This is a genomic window from Archangium violaceum Cb vi76 (genome assembly GCF_000733295.1).
GTDB classification, from domain to species: domain Bacteria; phylum Myxococcota; class Myxococcia; order Myxococcales; family Myxococcaceae; genus Archangium; species Archangium violaceum.
Genome location: NZ_JPMI01000008.1, coordinates 24,257 through 40,755, shown reverse-complemented (window position 1 = coordinate 40,755; position 16,499 = coordinate 24,257). Strand labels below are relative to the sequence as shown.

At 69.4% G+C, this 16,499-nt stretch carries 17 protein-coding genes; 5 read left to right on the top strand and 12 right to left on the bottom strand.

Going from position 1 to position 16,499, the window contains the following annotated elements; translation table 11 throughout:
* The first annotated feature begins 4 nt into the window (after window positions 1-4).
* The 4 genes from Q664_RS01925 (at window position 5) to Q664_RS01910 (ending at window position 3,758) form a co-directional block, all read left to right on the top strand.
* The gene (locus Q664_RS01925) at window positions 5-622 is read left to right on the top strand and encodes a hypothetical protein (protein WP_043389196.1); all 618 of its coding nucleotides are present in this window, start codon (window positions 5-7) and stop codon (window positions 620-622) included.
* On the top strand, window positions 619-1,344 hold the full coding sequence (locus tag Q664_RS01920) for a glycosyltransferase family 2 protein (RefSeq protein WP_052517553.1): 726 nt from the start codon (window positions 619-621) through the stop codon (window positions 1,342-1,344). Before Q664_RS01925 ends, Q664_RS01920 begins: the two co-directional genes overlap by 4 nt.
* The gene (locus tag Q664_RS01915; RefSeq protein WP_160174311.1) at window positions 1,341-2,699 is read left to right on the top strand and encodes a protoporphyrinogen/coproporphyrinogen oxidase; all 1,359 of its coding nucleotides are present in this window, start codon (window positions 1,341-1,343) and stop codon (window positions 2,697-2,699) included. Before Q664_RS01920 ends, Q664_RS01915 begins: the two co-directional genes overlap by 4 nt.
* A 96-nt stretch (window positions 2,700-2,795) precedes the next feature.
* Entirely contained in the window at window positions 2,796-3,758 is a 963-nt protein-coding gene (locus tag Q664_RS01910; RefSeq protein ID WP_043389192.1) for an NAD-dependent epimerase/dehydratase family protein, read from the top strand.
* 9 nt (window positions 3,759-3,767) lie between these two features.
* Here the strand turns inward: Q664_RS01910 and Q664_RS01905 are convergent, their stop codons facing one another.
* From Q664_RS01905 to Q664_RS01860, 10 genes are all read right to left on the bottom strand, one after another.
* Window positions 3,768-4,778 carry a DUF481 domain-containing protein gene (locus tag Q664_RS01905; RefSeq protein ID WP_043389190.1) on the bottom strand — a complete coding sequence of 337 codons (1,011 nt, stop codon included), beginning with the start codon at window positions 4,776-4,778 and terminating at the stop codon, window positions 3,768-3,770.
* A 219-nt stretch (window positions 4,779-4,997) separates the two neighbouring features.
* A complete protein-coding gene (locus Q664_RS01900; RefSeq protein ID WP_043389188.1) occupies window positions 4,998-6,074 on the bottom strand; it encodes a phosphotransferase family protein in 1,077 nt (358 codons plus the stop codon).
* Entirely contained in the window at window positions 6,071-6,895 is an 825-nt protein-coding gene (locus tag Q664_RS01895) for an SDR family oxidoreductase (RefSeq protein WP_043389186.1), read from the bottom strand. Before Q664_RS01895 ends, Q664_RS01900 begins: the two co-directional genes overlap by 4 nt.
* Window positions 6,892-8,136, bottom strand: coding sequence for an acyl-CoA dehydrogenase family protein (locus Q664_RS01890; RefSeq protein WP_043389185.1), 1,245 nt, complete (start codon window positions 8,134-8,136; stop codon window positions 6,892-6,894). The genes Q664_RS01895 and Q664_RS01890 overlap by 4 nt, the downstream gene beginning before the upstream one ends.
* 88 nt (window positions 8,137-8,224) lie before the next feature.
* Window positions 8,225-8,869: a sensor histidine kinase gene (locus Q664_RS60440; protein WP_235216517.1), complete on the bottom strand. Its 645-nt coding sequence runs from the start codon at window positions 8,867-8,869 to the stop codon at window positions 8,225-8,227.
* 11 nt (window positions 8,870-8,880) lie between these two features.
* Complete coding sequence (locus Q664_RS60435) at window positions 8,881-10,188, bottom strand: PAS domain S-box protein (RefSeq protein ID WP_052517551.1); 1,308 nt, start codon at window positions 10,186-10,188, stop codon at window positions 8,881-8,883.
* A 69-nt stretch (window positions 10,189-10,257) separates the two neighbouring features.
* Entirely contained in the window at window positions 10,258-11,760 is a 1,503-nt protein-coding gene (locus tag Q664_RS01875) for an ATP-binding cassette domain-containing protein (protein WP_043389180.1), read from the bottom strand.
* Window positions 11,761-11,957: 197 nt separating this feature from the next.
* A complete protein-coding gene (locus tag Q664_RS01870) occupies window positions 11,958-12,347 on the bottom strand; it encodes a hypothetical protein (RefSeq protein WP_052517550.1) in 390 nt (129 codons plus the stop codon).
* Window positions 12,348-12,489: 142 nt separating this feature from the next.
* Entirely contained in the window at window positions 12,490-13,557 is a 1,068-nt protein-coding gene (locus Q664_RS01865; protein ID WP_043389178.1) for an SPFH domain-containing protein, read from the bottom strand.
* On the bottom strand, window positions 13,558-14,040 hold the full coding sequence (locus Q664_RS01860; protein WP_043389175.1) for an NfeD family protein: 483 nt from the start codon (window positions 14,038-14,040) through the stop codon (window positions 13,558-13,560).
* Between the two features lie 93 nt (window positions 14,041-14,133).
* On the opposite strand from Q664_RS01860, the gene Q664_RS01855 reads away from it, so the two are divergent.
* Entirely contained in the window at window positions 14,134-14,901 is a 768-nt protein-coding gene (locus Q664_RS01855) for a glucose 1-dehydrogenase (RefSeq protein ID WP_043389174.1), read from the top strand.
* A 41-nt stretch (window positions 14,902-14,942) separates the two neighbouring features.
* Here Q664_RS01855 and Q664_RS01850 read toward each other — a convergent pair whose 3' ends face one another.
* The gene (locus Q664_RS01850; RefSeq protein WP_043389171.1) at window positions 14,943-15,329 is read right to left on the bottom strand and encodes a hypothetical protein; all 387 of its coding nucleotides are present in this window, start codon (window positions 15,327-15,329) and stop codon (window positions 14,943-14,945) included.
* Between the two features lie 66 nt (window positions 15,330-15,395).
* Window positions 15,396-16,481 (bottom strand): acyl-CoA dehydrogenase family protein, encoded by a 1,086-nt coding sequence (locus Q664_RS01845; protein ID WP_043389168.1) that lies wholly within the window; start codon window positions 16,479-16,481, stop codon window positions 15,396-15,398.
* Window positions 16,482-16,499 lie beyond the last annotated feature (18 nt).

Sequence of the window (16,499 nt, the reverse complement as noted above, 5' to 3'; positions counted from 1 at the left end):
TCTCGTGCGTCAATACGCCCGGCCGTTTCCCATCACCCGTCTGTCGCTCGAGGCGCGCGTCCTCTACACCGGGTTCCTGCTGTTCCTGGTGTTGGGCTTCGTGTCCTCGGTGTGGCTGTACGCGGACTCGTTCGGAGGCCTGTCCGGGCTCGGTGCCACGGAGTACTACCGGGGTGGTGCCGCGCAAGCCGCGCCCGCGTCCGGAGCGGAAGCCGAGGGAGGCCCGGCGCTGGAGCTGCCTCCGGATGGGCCGACGCTGGAGCTGCCCGGGGAGACGGTGGCCGCCGCGCCCATGCGGCTGGAGAAGCCCGCGCGGCAGGTGATGGAGACGTTCCACTTCCACCTGTTCACGGTGCCGGTGGTGCTGCTGATCGTCGGGCACCTGTTCATGCTGACGGCGCTGTCCGTGCGGCTGAAGGTGGGCGTCATCGCGGTGGCCTCGGTGGCGACGTTCGTGCACCTGCTGGCGCCGCTGCTGGTGCGCTTCGTGGGGCCCCAGTGGGGGTGGTTGATGCCGGTGTCGGTGGTGGGCGCGGCGGTGGGGTGGTTGCCGATGCTGGTGTGGCCGCTGTGGGAGATGTGGCGGCCAGTGCCTGACTCGTCGGAGGCGGCGGCGGGATGATCACCGTCGTCATTCCCGCGCGCGACGAGGTGGGCGCCATCGCCGGAGTGGTGCGGCGGGTGGGCGCGGCGCTGGCGGGGGAGGCGTACGAGCTCCTCGTGGTGGACGATGGCTCGCGGGACGGCACGGGCGCGGTGGCGCGCGAGGCCGGAGCGCGGGTGCTGACGTTGAACGGGGTGGGCTACGGCGCGGCGATCAAGGCCGGAGCCGCCCAGGCGCACGGCTCGCTGCTGGCGCTCATCGACGCGGACGGGACGTACCCGGAAGCGGCGCTGCCCCGGTTGCTCTCGGCGGTGCGCGGGGGCGCGCGGCAGGCGATTGGCGCGCGGCCGAAGCTCGGAGCCTCCGAGCCCTTCGCGCGCTCGGCGGTGAAGGCGCTCTTCCGGGGCGCGGTGCGATGGCTGGGCGGCTTCGAGGCGCCGGATCTCAACTCGGGCCTGCGGGTGTTGCGCACGGCGGATCTGCTGTCGCTCGCGCCGGTGTTGCCGGACCGCTTCTCGCTCACCACGACGCTGACACTGGCGCTGGCGGCGGCGGGGGACCCCATCGTCTTCCTGCCCATCGACTACCACGCGCGCGTGGGCCGCTCGAAGTGGCGGCCGGTGCGGGACACGTGGCTGATGGGGCGCACGGTGGCGCGAGGCATCGGCTGGCTGCGCGAGGGCCGGGCCCCGAGGACGCTCGCGGCGCTGGAGTTGCCGGCGGTGGGTGGCACGGGGTGAGCGCAACGGTGGTCATCGGTGCGGGGCCCTCGGGACTGGCCGCGGCGCATGCGCTCGTCCGGGCCGGCAAGCGGGTGGTGGTGCTCGAGGCGGCCGAGCAGGTGGGTGGACTGTCGGGCTCGTTCGACTTCGCGGGCTTCAAGGTGGACTACGGCCCGCACCGGCTGCACCAGGCGGCCGGGCCGGAGGTGCTGGCGCTCTACCGGGAGGCCCTGGGCGGCGCGCTGCACGTGAGGGCGCGCAGCGGCATGGTGCACGTGGGCGGGAGGCGGCTGCCGTATCCACTGTCGCTGCTCGGCATCGTGCGAGGACTGGGGCTCTCCGAGGTGGCGAGGCACGGACTGTCGGCGGTGATGGCGCGGCTGCGTCCACCGGAGGGCAACCACTTCGGCTCGGAGGCGGCGAGGCGGCTGGGGCGGCACGCGGCGCGGGTGCTGTACGGGCCCGCGGCGAGGAAGGTGTGGGGCCTGGCGCCGGAGGAGCTGGACGCCTCACTCGGGCGGGCGCGGGTGCAGAAGGGGGGCCCGCTGGCGGTGGTGCGCGCGGCGCTCGGGCGTGGAGGCGCGTCCGCGGGGCGGCGGTACTTCTACCCGGAGGGCGGAGTGGGCGCGCTGGCCGAGGGCCTCGCGGAAGGCATCCGCCGGGCCGGTGGCGAGGTGTGCTGTGGCGCGGCGGCCGAGGGTCTGGTGCTGGAGCGCGGGCGGGTGAGGGCGGTGGTGGTACAGGGGCGGGAGCTGGCGGCGGAGTCGGTGGTGGCCACGGTGCCCCTGCCGCTGCTGTGCGAGTGGACGGGGCGGCCGGAGGCGGCCGAGGGCCTGGACTACCGGGCCCTGACGTTGCTGTACCTGATGCTCGCGACGCACCGTGGCACGCCGCGGGACGTGCACTACTTCGCGGACGAGCGGCTTCCGGCCAACCGGCTCTTCGAGGCGAGGAACTTCCTGGGCGGAGCGGGGCCCGCGGGCCGGACGGTGGTGGGCTTCGATCTGCCGTGCGCGGTGGGAGACGGCATCTGGCGGGCCTCGCCGGAGGAGCTCACGGAGCGGGTGCGCCCGGCGCTGGAGCGGACGGGGCTGGCGGGAGTGGAGGTGCTGGGAGCCCGGGTGCGGCGCATGGCGGCGGCCTATCCGCTGTATCGCAAGGGCTTCGCGGTGGCGCGCGAGCGGGCGCTGAACGAGTTGAGTCGGGTCGAAGGCCTCTACCCGGTGGGGCGGAGCGCACTGTTCGTCCACGACAACGTGCACCACGCGTGCGCGGCGGGTCTGGCGGTAGGGAGAATGGTCTCGGAAGGCGCGAGTTCCCGAGTCTGGCGCGACCGGCAGAAACCATTTCTCGAAACACAGATCGAGGACTGACTCGGTGCTATGTCCCTCCCCCTCTGGGACAGGGGCCGGGTGAGGGTCTTCCCGGAGCAGCTCCGAGGTCCTGGATCGCGAAGTGGGAGTCGAGTCATGAAGGTGCTCGTCACGGGCGCAGCGGGCTTCATCGGGTATCACGTGTGTGAGCGGCTGCTCGCGCGTGGGGACACGATCATTGGGGTAGACAACCTGGACACGTCGGGAGACGTGACCTTGAAGGCGACGCGGCTCTCCAGGCTGAGGGCGGCGCCGAACTTCGGTTTCCACCGGATGGACATCCGGGACGTGAAGGCGTGCCGGGAGCTCTTCGACGGGGCGAAGCCCGAGCGCGTGGTGCACCTGGCGGCGAGAGTGGGTGTGCGGGCGATGCCCTCGGAGGCACCGGACTACGCGGAGACGAACGTCTCGGGCTTCCTGCAGGTGTTGGAGCTGTGCCGGCTGGCGAAGGTGGAGCACCTGGTGTTCGCCTCGTCGAGCTCGGTGTATGGGGCGGGCACGCCGGTGCCCTTCGCCGAGAATTCGCCAGCGGATCACCCACTGAGCCTGTACGCGGCGACGAAGCGCGCGGACGAGCTGATGGCGCACGTGTACAGCCACCAGTATGGGCTGCCGGTGACGGGGCTGCGGCTGTTCACCGTGTATGGCCCGTGGGGCCGGCCGGACATGGCGCCGATGCTGTTCCTCCGGGCGATTCTGGAGGGCCGCTCCATCGTGCTCCATGCCGGGGGCGAGATGCAGCGCGACTTCACCTACGTGGACGACGTGGTGGAGGCGCTGGTGCGGCTGCTGGACAAGCCGCCCGCGGGTGCGCCGCCGTACCGGGTGCTGAACGTGGGGCGGGGCACGCCGGTGGCGATGGCGCGCTTCGTGGACCTGCTGGAGGAGACGCTGGGGACGAAGGCCTGGGTGGAACTGCGGCCCGCGCAGCCGGGCGAGCTGCCGGTGACGTGCGCGGACGTGACGGCTCTGGAGCGAGAGACGGGCTTCCGTCCCTCGGTGCCGCTGGAGCAGGGGCTCGCCAGGCTGGTGGCCTGGTACCGCGGCACCGAGGGTTGAGCGGAGCGCCTAGAAGGTGATGGCGGCGCTCACCGACAGCGAGGTGTCGGTGGGCAGCTTGCCCGGGGCCGGAACGCTGTCGTACTGGAAGAGGAAGGTGGTGGCGATCGACAGCGCCTTCGTCAGCCGCACGGTGAGCTGCGTCTGGCTGTTGATGAGCAGGCGCGCGTCATCCACGAGGCTGGGCAGCACGCTGAACTCTTCCAGGAACGACACGTCCTTGGAGAGGCCGTAGCGGAAGGCCACGCCGAGGCGGGGGCCGCCGATCGACACGTCCGGCAGATTCGAGCGGATGGGGTAGTACTGGAAGCGCATCTCTCGGGCGTAGCGGAAGGCGAGGTCGGTACGCAGGAAGGACTCACCGCCGTCCTTGCGCTTCTCGTCCAACCAGATGATGCCGACACCCGCCTCGCCCGCGCCGCGGAACTCCACGCTGCGCACGTGATCCGTGTCCGCGGCGCCCAGCAGGTAGCCGCTGATCTTCTCGTTGAACCGGCGGTCTCCGCGCAGTTGCAGGGCCGCGTTGAGCGCCGTCACCTGCGCCACCGTCTCCACCTCGCCCTCGAGCCCGGGCGGACGGCTCTCGCCGTAAACGCCCGAGGCCTTGACGGAGTAGATCCAGTTCTCCGACTTGCGCTCCGCGGCGAGCAGCCCGTTGAACGTGACGGTGGAGGCGTTGCCGGTGATGAAGATGAGGCCCAGGCCCACGGTGACGTCCCAGACGTCCTTCTTGGCCTCTTCCTTCTTCTCGGCGGCGGTCTCGGGCTTCTGCTCGGCGGGGGGCTGCTCGGCGGGGGGCGCGGTGCGGGCGATGCCACGGGCGAGGCTTTCGATGGCCTCGGCCATGCGGGCATTGGCCTCGGCGGCGCGCTCGGCGGCGGCGGCGGCGCGCTCGGCGGAGGACGCGGCGCGCTCGGCGGACTGCTCGGCGGAGGAGGTCTGCGCCGGAGTAGTGGGCTGCGCGGGCGCGGGGGTCTGGAACGTCAGGAAGGCGGAGAGAAAGGCGTGGGCAGGAAGCACGGCGAACTCGCGGAAGATGGGTGACGTCAGCGGCGTCTACTACCAGGAGTACTTGGAGCGCAAAGTCCTGTTTTCATCATCGACCCCTCCTATGAGCACAAACCGGGCCAGCGCCGTCCCGCGGGGAACCCCGCGAGACGACGGGCCTCGGGTTTCAGGAAGGGGCGTGAGGGCTCCGCTGACACACCGGATGACGCGTCAGCCGGGCACCTTGACGTGTCAGCGGGCGGCTCGAGACGCCTTCTGGATGATGCCCCGGCAACGCCAGTCGAAGGAGTTGATGAGAATCCAGAAGTTCTTGAACGCCGGGTTGCGCGTCTGCTTGTGGTGGTAGCGGTAGTAGATCTGCTGGGCGATGACGGCGAGGCGGAACAGGCCGTAGACCTCGTAGAAGGCCCAGTTGGCCGGCTTCAGCCCGGTGCGCTCGAGGTAGTAGGCGACGACCTCCTCGCGCCGGAGCATGCCGGGCAGGTGCGTGGGCTGGCGGCGGGTGATGCGCATCAGCCAGGGATCATCGGCATGCACCCAGTAGGCCAGGGTGTTGCCGAGGTCCATCAGCGGATCTCCCAGGGTGGCCATCTCCCAGTCGAGCACGCCGATGACCTCGGTGGGCCGCTCGGGGTGGAGCACCACGTTGTCGAAGCGCCAGTCGTTGTGGATGACGCAGGTGGAGACGTCGTCGGGGGTGTGGGCGGCGAGCCAGTCACGCACGAATCGGAAGCTGGGGACGTTCCAGGTGCGGGCCTTCTCGTAGCGATCCGACCAGCCCTCGATCTGCCGCCGGGGGTAGCCGGCGCCCTTGCCGATCGACTCGAGCCCCACGGCGCGGTAGTCCACCCGGTGCAGCTCGATGAGCTTGTCGATGACGCCGAGGCACAGCTGCCGGGTCTGTGCCGCGTCCAGCTCGAGCCCCCGAGGCAGACGCGAGCGGAGGATGAGGCCGGGGATGCGCTCCATGACGTAGAAGTCGGCGCCGATGACGGCCGGGTCCTGGCACAGGCCGATCATGGTGGGCACGGCGGGGTAGACGGGCTTGAGCGCCTTCTGCACCGTGTACTCGCGCGCCATGTCGTGTGCCGACTTCGCCTTGGTGCCCGCGGGAGGCCGCCGCAGGATGAGGTCGCGGTTGGCGTACTGGAGCCGGTAGGTCCAGTTGGAGGCGCCGCCCGCGTACTGGGTCACCTGGGGTGTGCCCTCCAGCGAGGGCTCCTGGGCCTTGAGCCAGGCATCCACGGCGGGGATGTCGAGCTCCTCGCCCGCGCGGACGGCCTTGGCTTCATCGAGAGCGGGAGTCATGCCTGCTGTGCCCCTCCGTGCCCGCGCATCCGGCGGGTGCTCTTGCGCATCACCGAGGCATAGATGTTGCGCGGGAGGAGCCGCTTCATCAACCAGGCCTTGCGGCCATCGGGGTGGGGGAGGACGTAGAAGTCGCGCCGCTCGACGGCCCGGAAGATCTGATCGGCGATGTCGTCCGCGGTGATGGGCGAGCGATCGAGCAGCTTGCCCATGGCCGTGCGCAGCCCGGCGTTGGAGGTGCGCAGGGACTCGGTGAGGTTGGTCTTGAAGAAGGACGGGCAGACGAGGCTGACGCCGATGTGGTGGTCCGCGAGCTCGTTGTGCAGCGTCTCCGAGAGTGAGACGACGGCGGCCTTGGTGGCGTTGTAGCTGCTCATCATGGGCACATCGAGCAGCCCGGCCATGGAGGCCACGTTGACGAAGTGGCCGTGGCCCTGGCGCTTGAAGAGCGGCGTGAAGACCCTGCATCCGCGCACGACGCCCAGGAGGTTGATGTCGATGATCCACTGCCAGTCGTCGAGGGGGACCTCGTCGATGGCACCGGCCTGGGCGACACCGGCGTTGTTGACCACCACGTCGACACCGCCCCAGTTCGAGGCGAGCCACTCGGAGGCGGTGCGCAGGTCCTCCTCGCGAGTCACGTCACAGCGCAGGGAGTGCGCATGCTGGGTGAGGGAGGAGAGGGTCTCGAGGGTCTCGGCCCCGCGGGTGTCGTTGACGTCGGCGATGCAGACCCGCCAGCCGGCACGGGCGTAGCGCAGGGCGATGGCCTGCCCGAGTCCGCTGGCGCCGCCGGTGATGAAGATGCGCTGGTTGCTCATGATTCACGGCTCCTGGAGAACCCGCGGCGGGCGAGCTCGATGCGGGCGATGACACCCTTGTGGACTTCATCCGGCCCGTCCGCGAGGCGCAAGGTGCGCGCCTGGGCGAAGAAGCCCGAGAGCGGCGTATCGCCCGACACGCCGGCGCCACCGTGGATCTGGATGGCGTCATCCACCACCTTCTGCAGCACGTTGGGGGCGACGACCTTGATGGCGGAGATCTCGTTCATCGCGCCCAGGGCGCCCAGCTCGTCCAGCTTCCAGGCGGCGTAGAGCGTGAGCAGGCGGGCCTGGTCGATGGCGATGCGGGCCTCGGCGACGCGCTCGCGGTTGCCGCCGAGGTTGAGCAGCGGCTTGCCGAAGGCGGTGCGGCTCATGCCGCGGTCGATCATCAGGTCGAGCGCCTGTTCCGCCGCGCCGATGCAGCGCATGCAGTGGTGGATGCGGCCAGGGCCGAGACGTCCCTGGGCGATCTCGAAGCCGCGTCCCGGGCCCGCGATGATGTGGGAGACCGGCACCCGGACGTCACGGAAGTGCACCTCGCCGTGGCCGTGGGGCTCGTCGTAGTCGCCGTACACCGGGAGCATGCGCTGGATCTCCACGCCCTGGGTGTCCAGCGGCACCAGCACCATCGAGTGCTGATGGTGGCGGTCGCCGCCCTCGTTGGCGGTGCGGGCCATGAAGATGATGATCTTCGCGCGGGGGTCGCCGATGCCGCTCGACCACCACTTCTTGCCGTTGAGCACCACCTCGTCACCCTGGACGATGGCGGTGGCCTGCATGTTGGTGGCGTCCGAGGAGGCCACATCGGGCTCGGTCATGCAGAAGACGGAGCGGATGTCTCCGGCGAGCAGGGGAGAGAGCCAGCGGGCCTTCTGCTCGTCGGAGCCATAGCGCCAGAGCACCTCCATGTTGCCGGTGTCCGGGGCGTTGCAGTTGAAGACCTCGGGGGCCATGAAGCTGCGGCCCATCTCCTCGGCGACGGGGGCGTACTCGAGGGTGCTGAGGCCGGCGCCGAGCTTCTCGTCGGGCAGGAACAGGTTCCACAGGCCCTCGGCCCTGGCGCGCGCCTTGAGCTCCTCCATGACGGGGGGAATCTTCCATTGCCGCCAGTCACCACCGTGGCTGGCCGAGCGGATCTGCGCCCAATACCGCGCCTCCACGGGCTGGATGTGCTTTTGGATGAAACTCCGCACGCGCTCGCGGTAGTCCTTGGAACGGTCACTCGGCTCGAAGTTCATGAGAGGTCCCTTGTCTCGCCACCCCATCCTGTGGCGAGGCCTCTTGATGAATCCAGTGAATGTTGGACCTGGGGCTCGGCCGCCTGGGTTACCAGCGCATGGAGACGGAGTCCGCGGTCTCGGCCATGCTCGTGGTGGGAATCGTGAAGAAGAAGGTGCTCCCCACTCCCGGGCTGCTCTCGACCCAGATGTGTCCGCCGTGGGCATCCACGAGCCCCTTCACGATGGCGAGTCCCAGGCCGGTCCCCTGCTTCCTTCCCGCGTGCGCCTGCCAGAAGGGCTCGAAGAGGTGGGGCAGGTCCTCCTCGGGAATCCCGGACCCGGTGTCGCTCACCGAGAACCGCATCATCTGTCCCACCGGTTCGGCCCGGAGGGTTATCTGCCCACCCCCGGGCGTGAACTTGAGCGCGTTGCCGAGCAGGTTCGAGAGGATCTGGATCACCCGGTCTCCGTCCGCGAAGACAGGTGGGGCGTTGTCCGCGATGGCGATCGTGAGCTGAATGGACTTCGCCTCCGCGAGCGCGCGATGCAACTCAGCGGCATCCTTGACGAGTCGAGCGGTCTGCTCCGCTCCGCGATCCACGGACAGGCGGCCTGCCTCCAGGCGGGCCACGTCCAGCAGGTCCTGGATGAGCCGGGTGGCCCGGTTGACCGCATTCCGGATGGTCTCGAGCGGCTTCGTGTCGGTGGCTCGCTTCTCGGGCGGACACCTCAGGAGCACCCCGGTGCTCAGCGAGATGACGTTCAGGGGGGTGCGCAGATCATGAGCGACGATCCGGAGGACCTCGTCGCGAGTGCGTGTCGCCTGTTCGGACTTCTCGTGGAGGCGGGCATTGTCGATGGCGAGCGCGGCCCGGCTGGCCAGCTCTTCGGCCATGGCGAGGTCCCTGGCACCGTAGCGGCGTCCTGATTCGGATGCCGCGAGGATGATGACGCCCAGGATGCGCCCGCGAGCGGTGAGGGGGCGATGATGGTCGAACGAAGGTCGAGGCGGCGGAGCAGTTCCAGATGGTGCGCCTCCTCCGCCGCCGCCTCGAGCATCCCCGAGGGGATCTCCGGCAAGAGGGCCGGCTGCCCCGTCCGGAGGACGTCGGCGACGATGTGTCCCTGGCGGGATGGATTGTAGGGATAGGCGGTGAGCAACTCGCGCAGGACCCGTGACTTCTCGGGCGCCGCCGCCATGCTTTCCACCCAGTGCACCCGTCCGTCGTCACCGAGGAGCTCGAGCACACACCAGTCCGCCAATTCAGGAACGATCAACCCCGCGATGGTGGTGAGCGTGGTCTGGGACTCGAGCGAAGCCGCGAGCCGTGGGCCCGCATCGGCCAGGAAGCGCCACGCCTGCTCGAGCTGCTTGCGCTCGGAGATGTCCTGGATTTGCGAGATGAAGTAGAGCGGCTCGTTCTGGGCGTTGCGTACCGCCGAGGCAGTCAGAAGGACGGTCACCAGTTGGCCCCGCTTGTGGAAGTAGCGCTTCTCCATCTGGTAGGAGCTGATCTCTCCTTGGATGAGCCGGTGCAGGTTCGCCAGATCCAGCTCCAGGTCATCGGGGTAGGTGATGTCCTGGAACGTCTTGGAGAGGAGCTCCTTTCGCGAGTAACCGATGATCTCGCACAGTGAGCCGTTCACGTTCAGGAACCGGCCATCCAGACCGACCAGGGCCATTCCGATGGGAGCATCCTCGAAGGCAGTCCGGAAGCGCTCCTCGCTGTTGCGCAGCCCTTCCTTCACGCGCTGCTCCATGTCCCGATGCTGCGTCTCCAGCCGGGAGAGGGCGTTCGCATTGCGCACGATCACGAGCAGGAATGCCGCCATCGTGATGAGCACGAAGACCGGGACCCCGAAGGTGGTTCCGTAGAGCCCCAGCCGTTCCCCCAAGAGCCAGGCTCCCCCCACCAGCAGGGGGATGAGAATGGCCGCTGGGAGAAGCCGGCGGGCCATGATGCCTCCCAGGTCGTCTCGGAGGAGCATTCCTGTGCCTCCCAACACCATGACCAGCGGCCAGAGCGCGGTGCCTCTCAAGATGGCGCCGATCTCGGTGTTCGGCATCATGATGCCCGCCCCCGGCAGGGGGACGAGCCGCCTGCTTCCTGCCCCTCGTGCCTCCAGGCGAGCGAGGCCTCAGTCCGAGGTGACGTCCACACCGCCCGACCGCACCTGCCAGCGCGTGGTGGTACAGCGCCGCGCGAAGTGCGCGTCGTGCGTCACCAGCAGCAGGGCCCCGGGGTACTCCCGCAGCGCCTGCTCCAGGTGCTCGATGGACGGCAGGTCCAGGTGGTTGGTGGGCTCGTCGAGCACCAGTGCCCAGGCGTGCTCTCCCAGCCCCCGCGCGATGAGCAGCTTGCGCGCCTCCCCGGGGGAAGGCTGCTCCGAGGCGAGCAGGCGATCCGGATCCACCCCGAGCGCGGCCACCAGGGACAGCACCCGGCCCTTCTCCATGGGGGGCAGCTCGCGCACGGACTCGAGCGCCTCCTCGGCCTCGTCCGCGTTCAAATCCTGCGGCACGTACAGCACGCGCTCCAGTGGGACGCGCGCCTGTTCGAGCAGGGCCCGGAGCAGGGTGCTCTTTCCCGCGCCATTGGGGCCTTCGATGCGGATACGGGCGTCCCTCGGTACGTCCAGCCGCAGCGGGCCGAACAGCTCCACCTCGCCCGCGCACAGCCGGGGCACGTCGAGGCTGAACAGCAGCGCGTGGGGCGGGCGGACGTAGTCGACGAAGATGGAGCGGCCGAGCGTCTTCTCCACCTCGATGGACTCGACGGCGCTGGCGGCGCGCTCGGCCTCGCGGCGGATGAGCGTCACGCTGCGGCCGAGCCGGGCATCCGCCCAGTTCACGAGGTTCTTGGCGCCCAGGGTGCGCGCGTCGCTGTCGTACTTGTCCCTCATGCGGGCGCCCGCGTTGCGCGAGGCGGAGGCGGCCTCCTGATCCCGGCGTGTCTTGTCGAGCCGCTGCTGGAGGCGGCGATGCTCCTCCTGGGCCTGATGGCGGGCGTTGCGGCGGCCCTCCAGCTCGGCTTCCCAGGCCTCACGCGCGGCGGTGTAGGCTCCGGGCCACAGGCGCACCGTGCCCCCGTGGACGCGCAGCGTGGACGTGGTGAGGGACTCGAGCAGCTCGCGGTCGTGGGAGACGAGCACGCCCACCCCGCGGAAGCGGCGCAGCGCGGAGATGAGCCACTCACGGGCCTCGGCGTCGAGGTGGTTGGTGGGCTCGTCGAGCAGCAGCACGTCCGGCTCGCGCGCCAGCGCCGCGCCGATCTGCCAGCGCTTGCGCTCCCCGGGCGATAGCGTGGGCCATCGCTCCAGGGCCGTCACATCCAACCCGAGCTGGCCGAGCAGCCGCCTCGAGCGGGAGTCATAGGCCTCGGCGAGCGCGGTGATGTCGGGGGTGAGCTCCTCGACACGCTGCGGACAGAGGTGGACGAGCGCCGAGGTGGGCTCGAAGTGGAGGTGTCCGTCCGAGGGCTGGAGCTCGCCGGAGATCAGCCGCAGCAGGGTGGACTTGCCGGCGCCGTTGGAGCCGACGAGGCCGGTCCAGCCCGCGGGGAGGTGGAACTCGGCATCGGAGAAGAGGGCAACGGCGTCGGAGAACGCGAAGGAAACGCGGTGGGCGCGAACGAGTGACACGAGGAACTCCAGAATCGTTCCGGGCACGCACGAGGGGCCCGGGGGTTGGCTGAGAGACAGCGCCGACGATTCAGGAGTGGAGCTTCAATGGAGTACGAAGCCTCGTGTTCGAGGGGGCCCGGACCGCGGGGACCGGACTTCAGCGTCCGGAGCTTTAACCACGGACGGGTCCCCGCGCAATCCCTGACATGCGAGTTCTAGCGGGCAGGCGAGGGAGCGGGCACCGCGGCGGCCTGGGCCTGCCGGGCGAGCCGCCAAGCGCCAACGGACGCGGCCAGCGTCGACATCGTGGTCAACAGGAGCGCCAGGGCGATGTTGTGCAGCGACTCCTGGAACCCGTAATACAGGATGGCCGGCTGCTGCCCGCCCTGCATTTCAGCGGAGTAGCGCAGCAGGGTGATGACGCCGGAGACGAAGCCCAGGCATCCCGCGAAGAGGGTGAACAGCCCCAGGGTGAGCAGCATGGGGACATAGCGGGACTCGGGACGGCTGGCGTATCGGATGCTGGTCACCAACAGCGCCACCCCCGCGATGAGCGTGGGGTACATCCCGAAACCACCCGCGATGAACGCGTCCGAAATGGACATGGGCTCTCCTTTTGTGATGAGCAACCCCTCGGACAATGGGGGGCGCGAAAGGTTCCAGCCCACGAACCTCGATACCCTCACCCCGTCCCTCTCCCGGAGGGCGAGGGGAGGTTGACGCGGTGAGGGGAGGGGTCCTCTGGGGTTACTCCTCGGAGGGGAGCGCGGGGCGGTTGCGCACCGGTACGGCCGGCGGCTGCGTCTGCAGCGTGCGCGACAGCGATTGCGCGCTCAGGGCCGCGGCGCTCGGCGAGGGCTGTGCCTTCGTGGTGCCCTCCTTGGCGAACACCTCCTTGAGCGTCGCGATGCTGCCCAACGCCGCCGTGGCCTCGTAGGGCACGAACATCTTGTTGTCGCCCTTGCCCAGCTCCTGCAGCGTCTCCATGTAGCGCAGCGCCAGCACCTCGGGCGTCGCGCCGCCACCGGAGTTGATGGCATCGAAGACCAGCCGCGTGGCATCGGCCTTCGCCTCCGCGTCCAGCAGCGTGGCGCGCTTGCGGCCCTCGGCGCGCGCCACCTCCGCGTCACGCTCGGCCTCCGCGCGGAGGATCCGGGAGATCTTCTCGCCCTCGGCCGAGAGGATGGCGGCCGCCTTGTCACCCTCGGCCTTGGTCACCTCGGCGCGGCGCTCACGCTCGGCCGTCATCTGCTTGGCCATGGCGTCCTTGATGGCGGAGGGCGGCTCGATCTCGCGCAGCTCCACCCGCGTCACCTTCACGCCCCACTTCTCCGTGGCGTCGTCCAGCACCGTGCGCAGCTTGGTGTTCACCGTCTCGCGGCTGGTGAGCGTCTGATCCAGCGTCAGCCCGCCCATGATGTTGCGCAGGTTCGTCATCGTCAGCTGCTCGATGGCCAGCGCCAGGTTCTCCACCGCGTAGAGCGCCTTCGCGGGATCCACGATCTGGTAGTAGATGACCGAGCCCACCTCCATGGTGACGTTGTCATGGGTGATGACCTGCACGGTCTCGAAGCCCATGACCTGCTCGCGCAAGTCCACCAGGTGGCTGCGGTGGTAGTTGTGACCCACGCGCATCTCCATCACACGCGGCGAGTCGAAGAACGGGATGAGGATGTTCGGACCGCTGCCGGCCACGTGGTGGAACTTGCCCAGGCGCTCCACCACCATGACCTTGGCCTGGGGCACGATGCGCAGGCCCTTCACCATGGCGAACACCACGGCCACCGCACCAATCACAAAGAGGGCAGTACCCATCTAACGACCTTCCTTCTTCTGTTTCGGAGACACTTCCAGGGACGCGGAGGGACGCCGCACCCACAATTTCAAACCTTCCACCTGCTCGACGACGACGAGCTCACCCTCGGCCACGCCGCCCCCCAGGGAGCGGGCGGACCAGAGCTCGCCGTTGATGCGCACGGTGCCGCCGTTGTGCCCCTCGACGAGGGCCTCGGTCACCACGGCCTCCTGACCCACCATGGCCTCCACGCCCGTCTTCATCTTGGAGGCGTTGCGCATGAAGGCCTTCTTGAAGATGGTGCGCGAGCCGGCGAAGAGCGCCAGCGAGACGCCCATGAAGACCGTGAGCTGGACGTTGATGCCCAGCCCCAGCGCCGCGATGAGGCTGGCGGCCAGCGCGCCCAACGCGAACCAGAGCACCACGAAGCCGGGGAGGGCCATCTCCAGCGCTCCCCCGATGATCGCCGCGAGAATCCACAACTGCCAGCCATGGATGTCCATGAACGCTCCTATGCGGCCGAGAGCTTGCCACCTTCGAGACGCGGTGCGCCAGGACCGTGTAGGCTCCGCCGCCTTCGAACCCCTGGAGGAGTGATGGCCGGAAGAGTCGAGGGCAAGGTGGCACTGGTGACGGGAGCGGCATCGGGGCTGGGCAAGGCCGCGGCGGCCATGCTGGTGCGCGAGGGCGCCCGGGTGGCGCTCACGGATCGCAACGAGGCCGGTGTCCGCTCGGTAGCCGAGACACTGGGGGCGTCCGCCCAGGCCTGGACGCTGGACGTCACGCGCGAACAGGACTGGCAGCGGGTGGTGGACGAGGTGGTGGCCACCTTCGGCCGCCTGGACGTGGTGGTGAACAACGCGGGCATCGGCGTCTCGAAGGACATCGAGACACTTTCACTGGAGGAGTGGCGGCTCGTGCACGCGGTGAACCTGGATGGGGTGTTCCTCGGCTGCAAGCACGCCATCCGCGGCATGCGCCAGAGCGGCGCGAAGGGCTCCATCATCAACATCAGCTCCGTGGCGGGGCTGGTGGGGGTGGACACCCTGCCTGCCTACTGCTCGAGCAAGGCGGGGGTGCGCCTGCTGACGAAGTCCGTGGCGCTGCACTGCGCGCGCAAGGGCTACGGCATCCGCTGCAACTCCGTGCACCCCACGTTCATCGAGACGCCCATGGTGGATGGCCTCGCCAGCCTGGGCGGCGACATGGCGGCGGGGAAGGCGAAGCTGTCGCGCATGATTCCGCTCGGCCACCTCGGTGAGCCGGACGACGTCGCCTACGCGGTGCTGTACCTGGCCTCGGACGAGTCCAAGCTGATGACCGGCTCGGAGCTCGTCGTGGACGGTGGCTCCACGGCGATGTGAGCCACCTTCCAAACTCCAGACGCCGCGCTGACAGGTTCCCATCAAGGGAGGAGGTTGGGGATCACGAGCACGTGGAGCCAATCCAGTGCCGCGAGGGTCTGGAACTTCTGGGCGGCATAGCTGACTCCACTGTTCCGCCATGTGAGCCTGGCGTACAGGCGGCCCGGTGAATCCACGCCGCGCTGGACCTTGTACTCCATCCCTGGTGGAGGCAGGCCGAGGACCGGTGCCGCGGTGGTCAGCATCAGATGATCTGTGTCCGTGAAGACGTGCACCCGCATCTCACCGTCGAGGAGCGCGTCGACGCCCAGGTACATGTTCCTCGCGCAGCGAACAGTCCGGTAGTGGTCGCCCTCGCCTATGGCGTATCCCGGGTGCCTCGTGGACAACTCGATGCCCGCCCAGCGCAGAAATTCCGGCCGATCCATGAGGCCATCTTCTCCTGAAATGCCCGCCCCGCATGGGCGAAAGCGAGGCGGCGGAGTGCACCTGACTCAGGCCGGTGGAGGCCCCAGGAGACCCAGGATGGCCTTGCCGAGGAGGTCGCGGGTGACGGCGGGGGACCAGGCCATCAGCGGCCCGCTCATGGCGTCACGGACGTAGCGCTCGATGGGGCGGCTCTTCAGGTAGCCCGAGCCTCCCGCGAGCTCCAGGGCCGCGGTGGCGATGGCGATGGCGGCGTCATTGGCCACCATCTTGGCCTGCATCTGCAGGAAGGGAGAGTCCGGGGTGCGCTGGTCGGTGGCGGTGGCCGAGCGGATGGCCAGGGAGCGCGCCGCCTCCAGACGGGTGCTCATGTCCGCGACGGAGAACTGGACCCACTGCAGCTCGGCGAGCGGCTTGTTCTCCGGGGGAAGCCTGCGCTCCTTCGCGTAGCCGATGGCGAAGCCCATCGCCGCCTCGGCGATGCCGATGGAGATCCACGGCAGCCCCACGGCGATGGCGTTGGCCTGGGTGGGATCGAGCCGCAGCCTCCGGGACTCCGGCAGCAGCGTGTCCTGGAGGTGCAGGAGCTGGCTGCGGGTGGCCCGCATGCCCATGGGATCCCAGATCTCCTCCGCCCGGACGGAGTCATCCTTGTCGATGAGGAAGAAGCCGGGCTGCCCGTCGCAGACGGCACTGGTGATGAGGTACTTCGCACCCTCGCCGCCGGAGACGAAGCGCTTGGACCCCGAGAGGCGCCAGCCTCCTTCCACGCGGCGGGCCTGCTGCAGCGGCATCAGGAACTGGTTGCCGCTGGTGGGCTCGCCCAGGGCGTTTCCGAACCAGGCGCCACGGCGGAACTCCGCCTCCATGAAGGAGGCCTGCGCCGGGTCCACCAGGGCCCGCAGCATCGCCGCCGACCCCTGATGCATCAGCCAGACCGTGGCGAAGGAGGCATCCCCCCGGGCCAGGATGCTGATGACCTGCCCGAAGGTCAGCCACGAGGCGCCGTCCAGGAGCGCCGTGTTCAGCGGCGAGTGACTCATGGCCGTCTTCCCCTCCTCGGGGAAGGTGGTCTCACGATCATGCTTCGCGGCCTGCTCGGCCAGCAGTACCTGGAGCCGCTCCGCTTCCTTCAGAAGATTCGCATCCGTCATCGTTGTCTCCACGTGAAG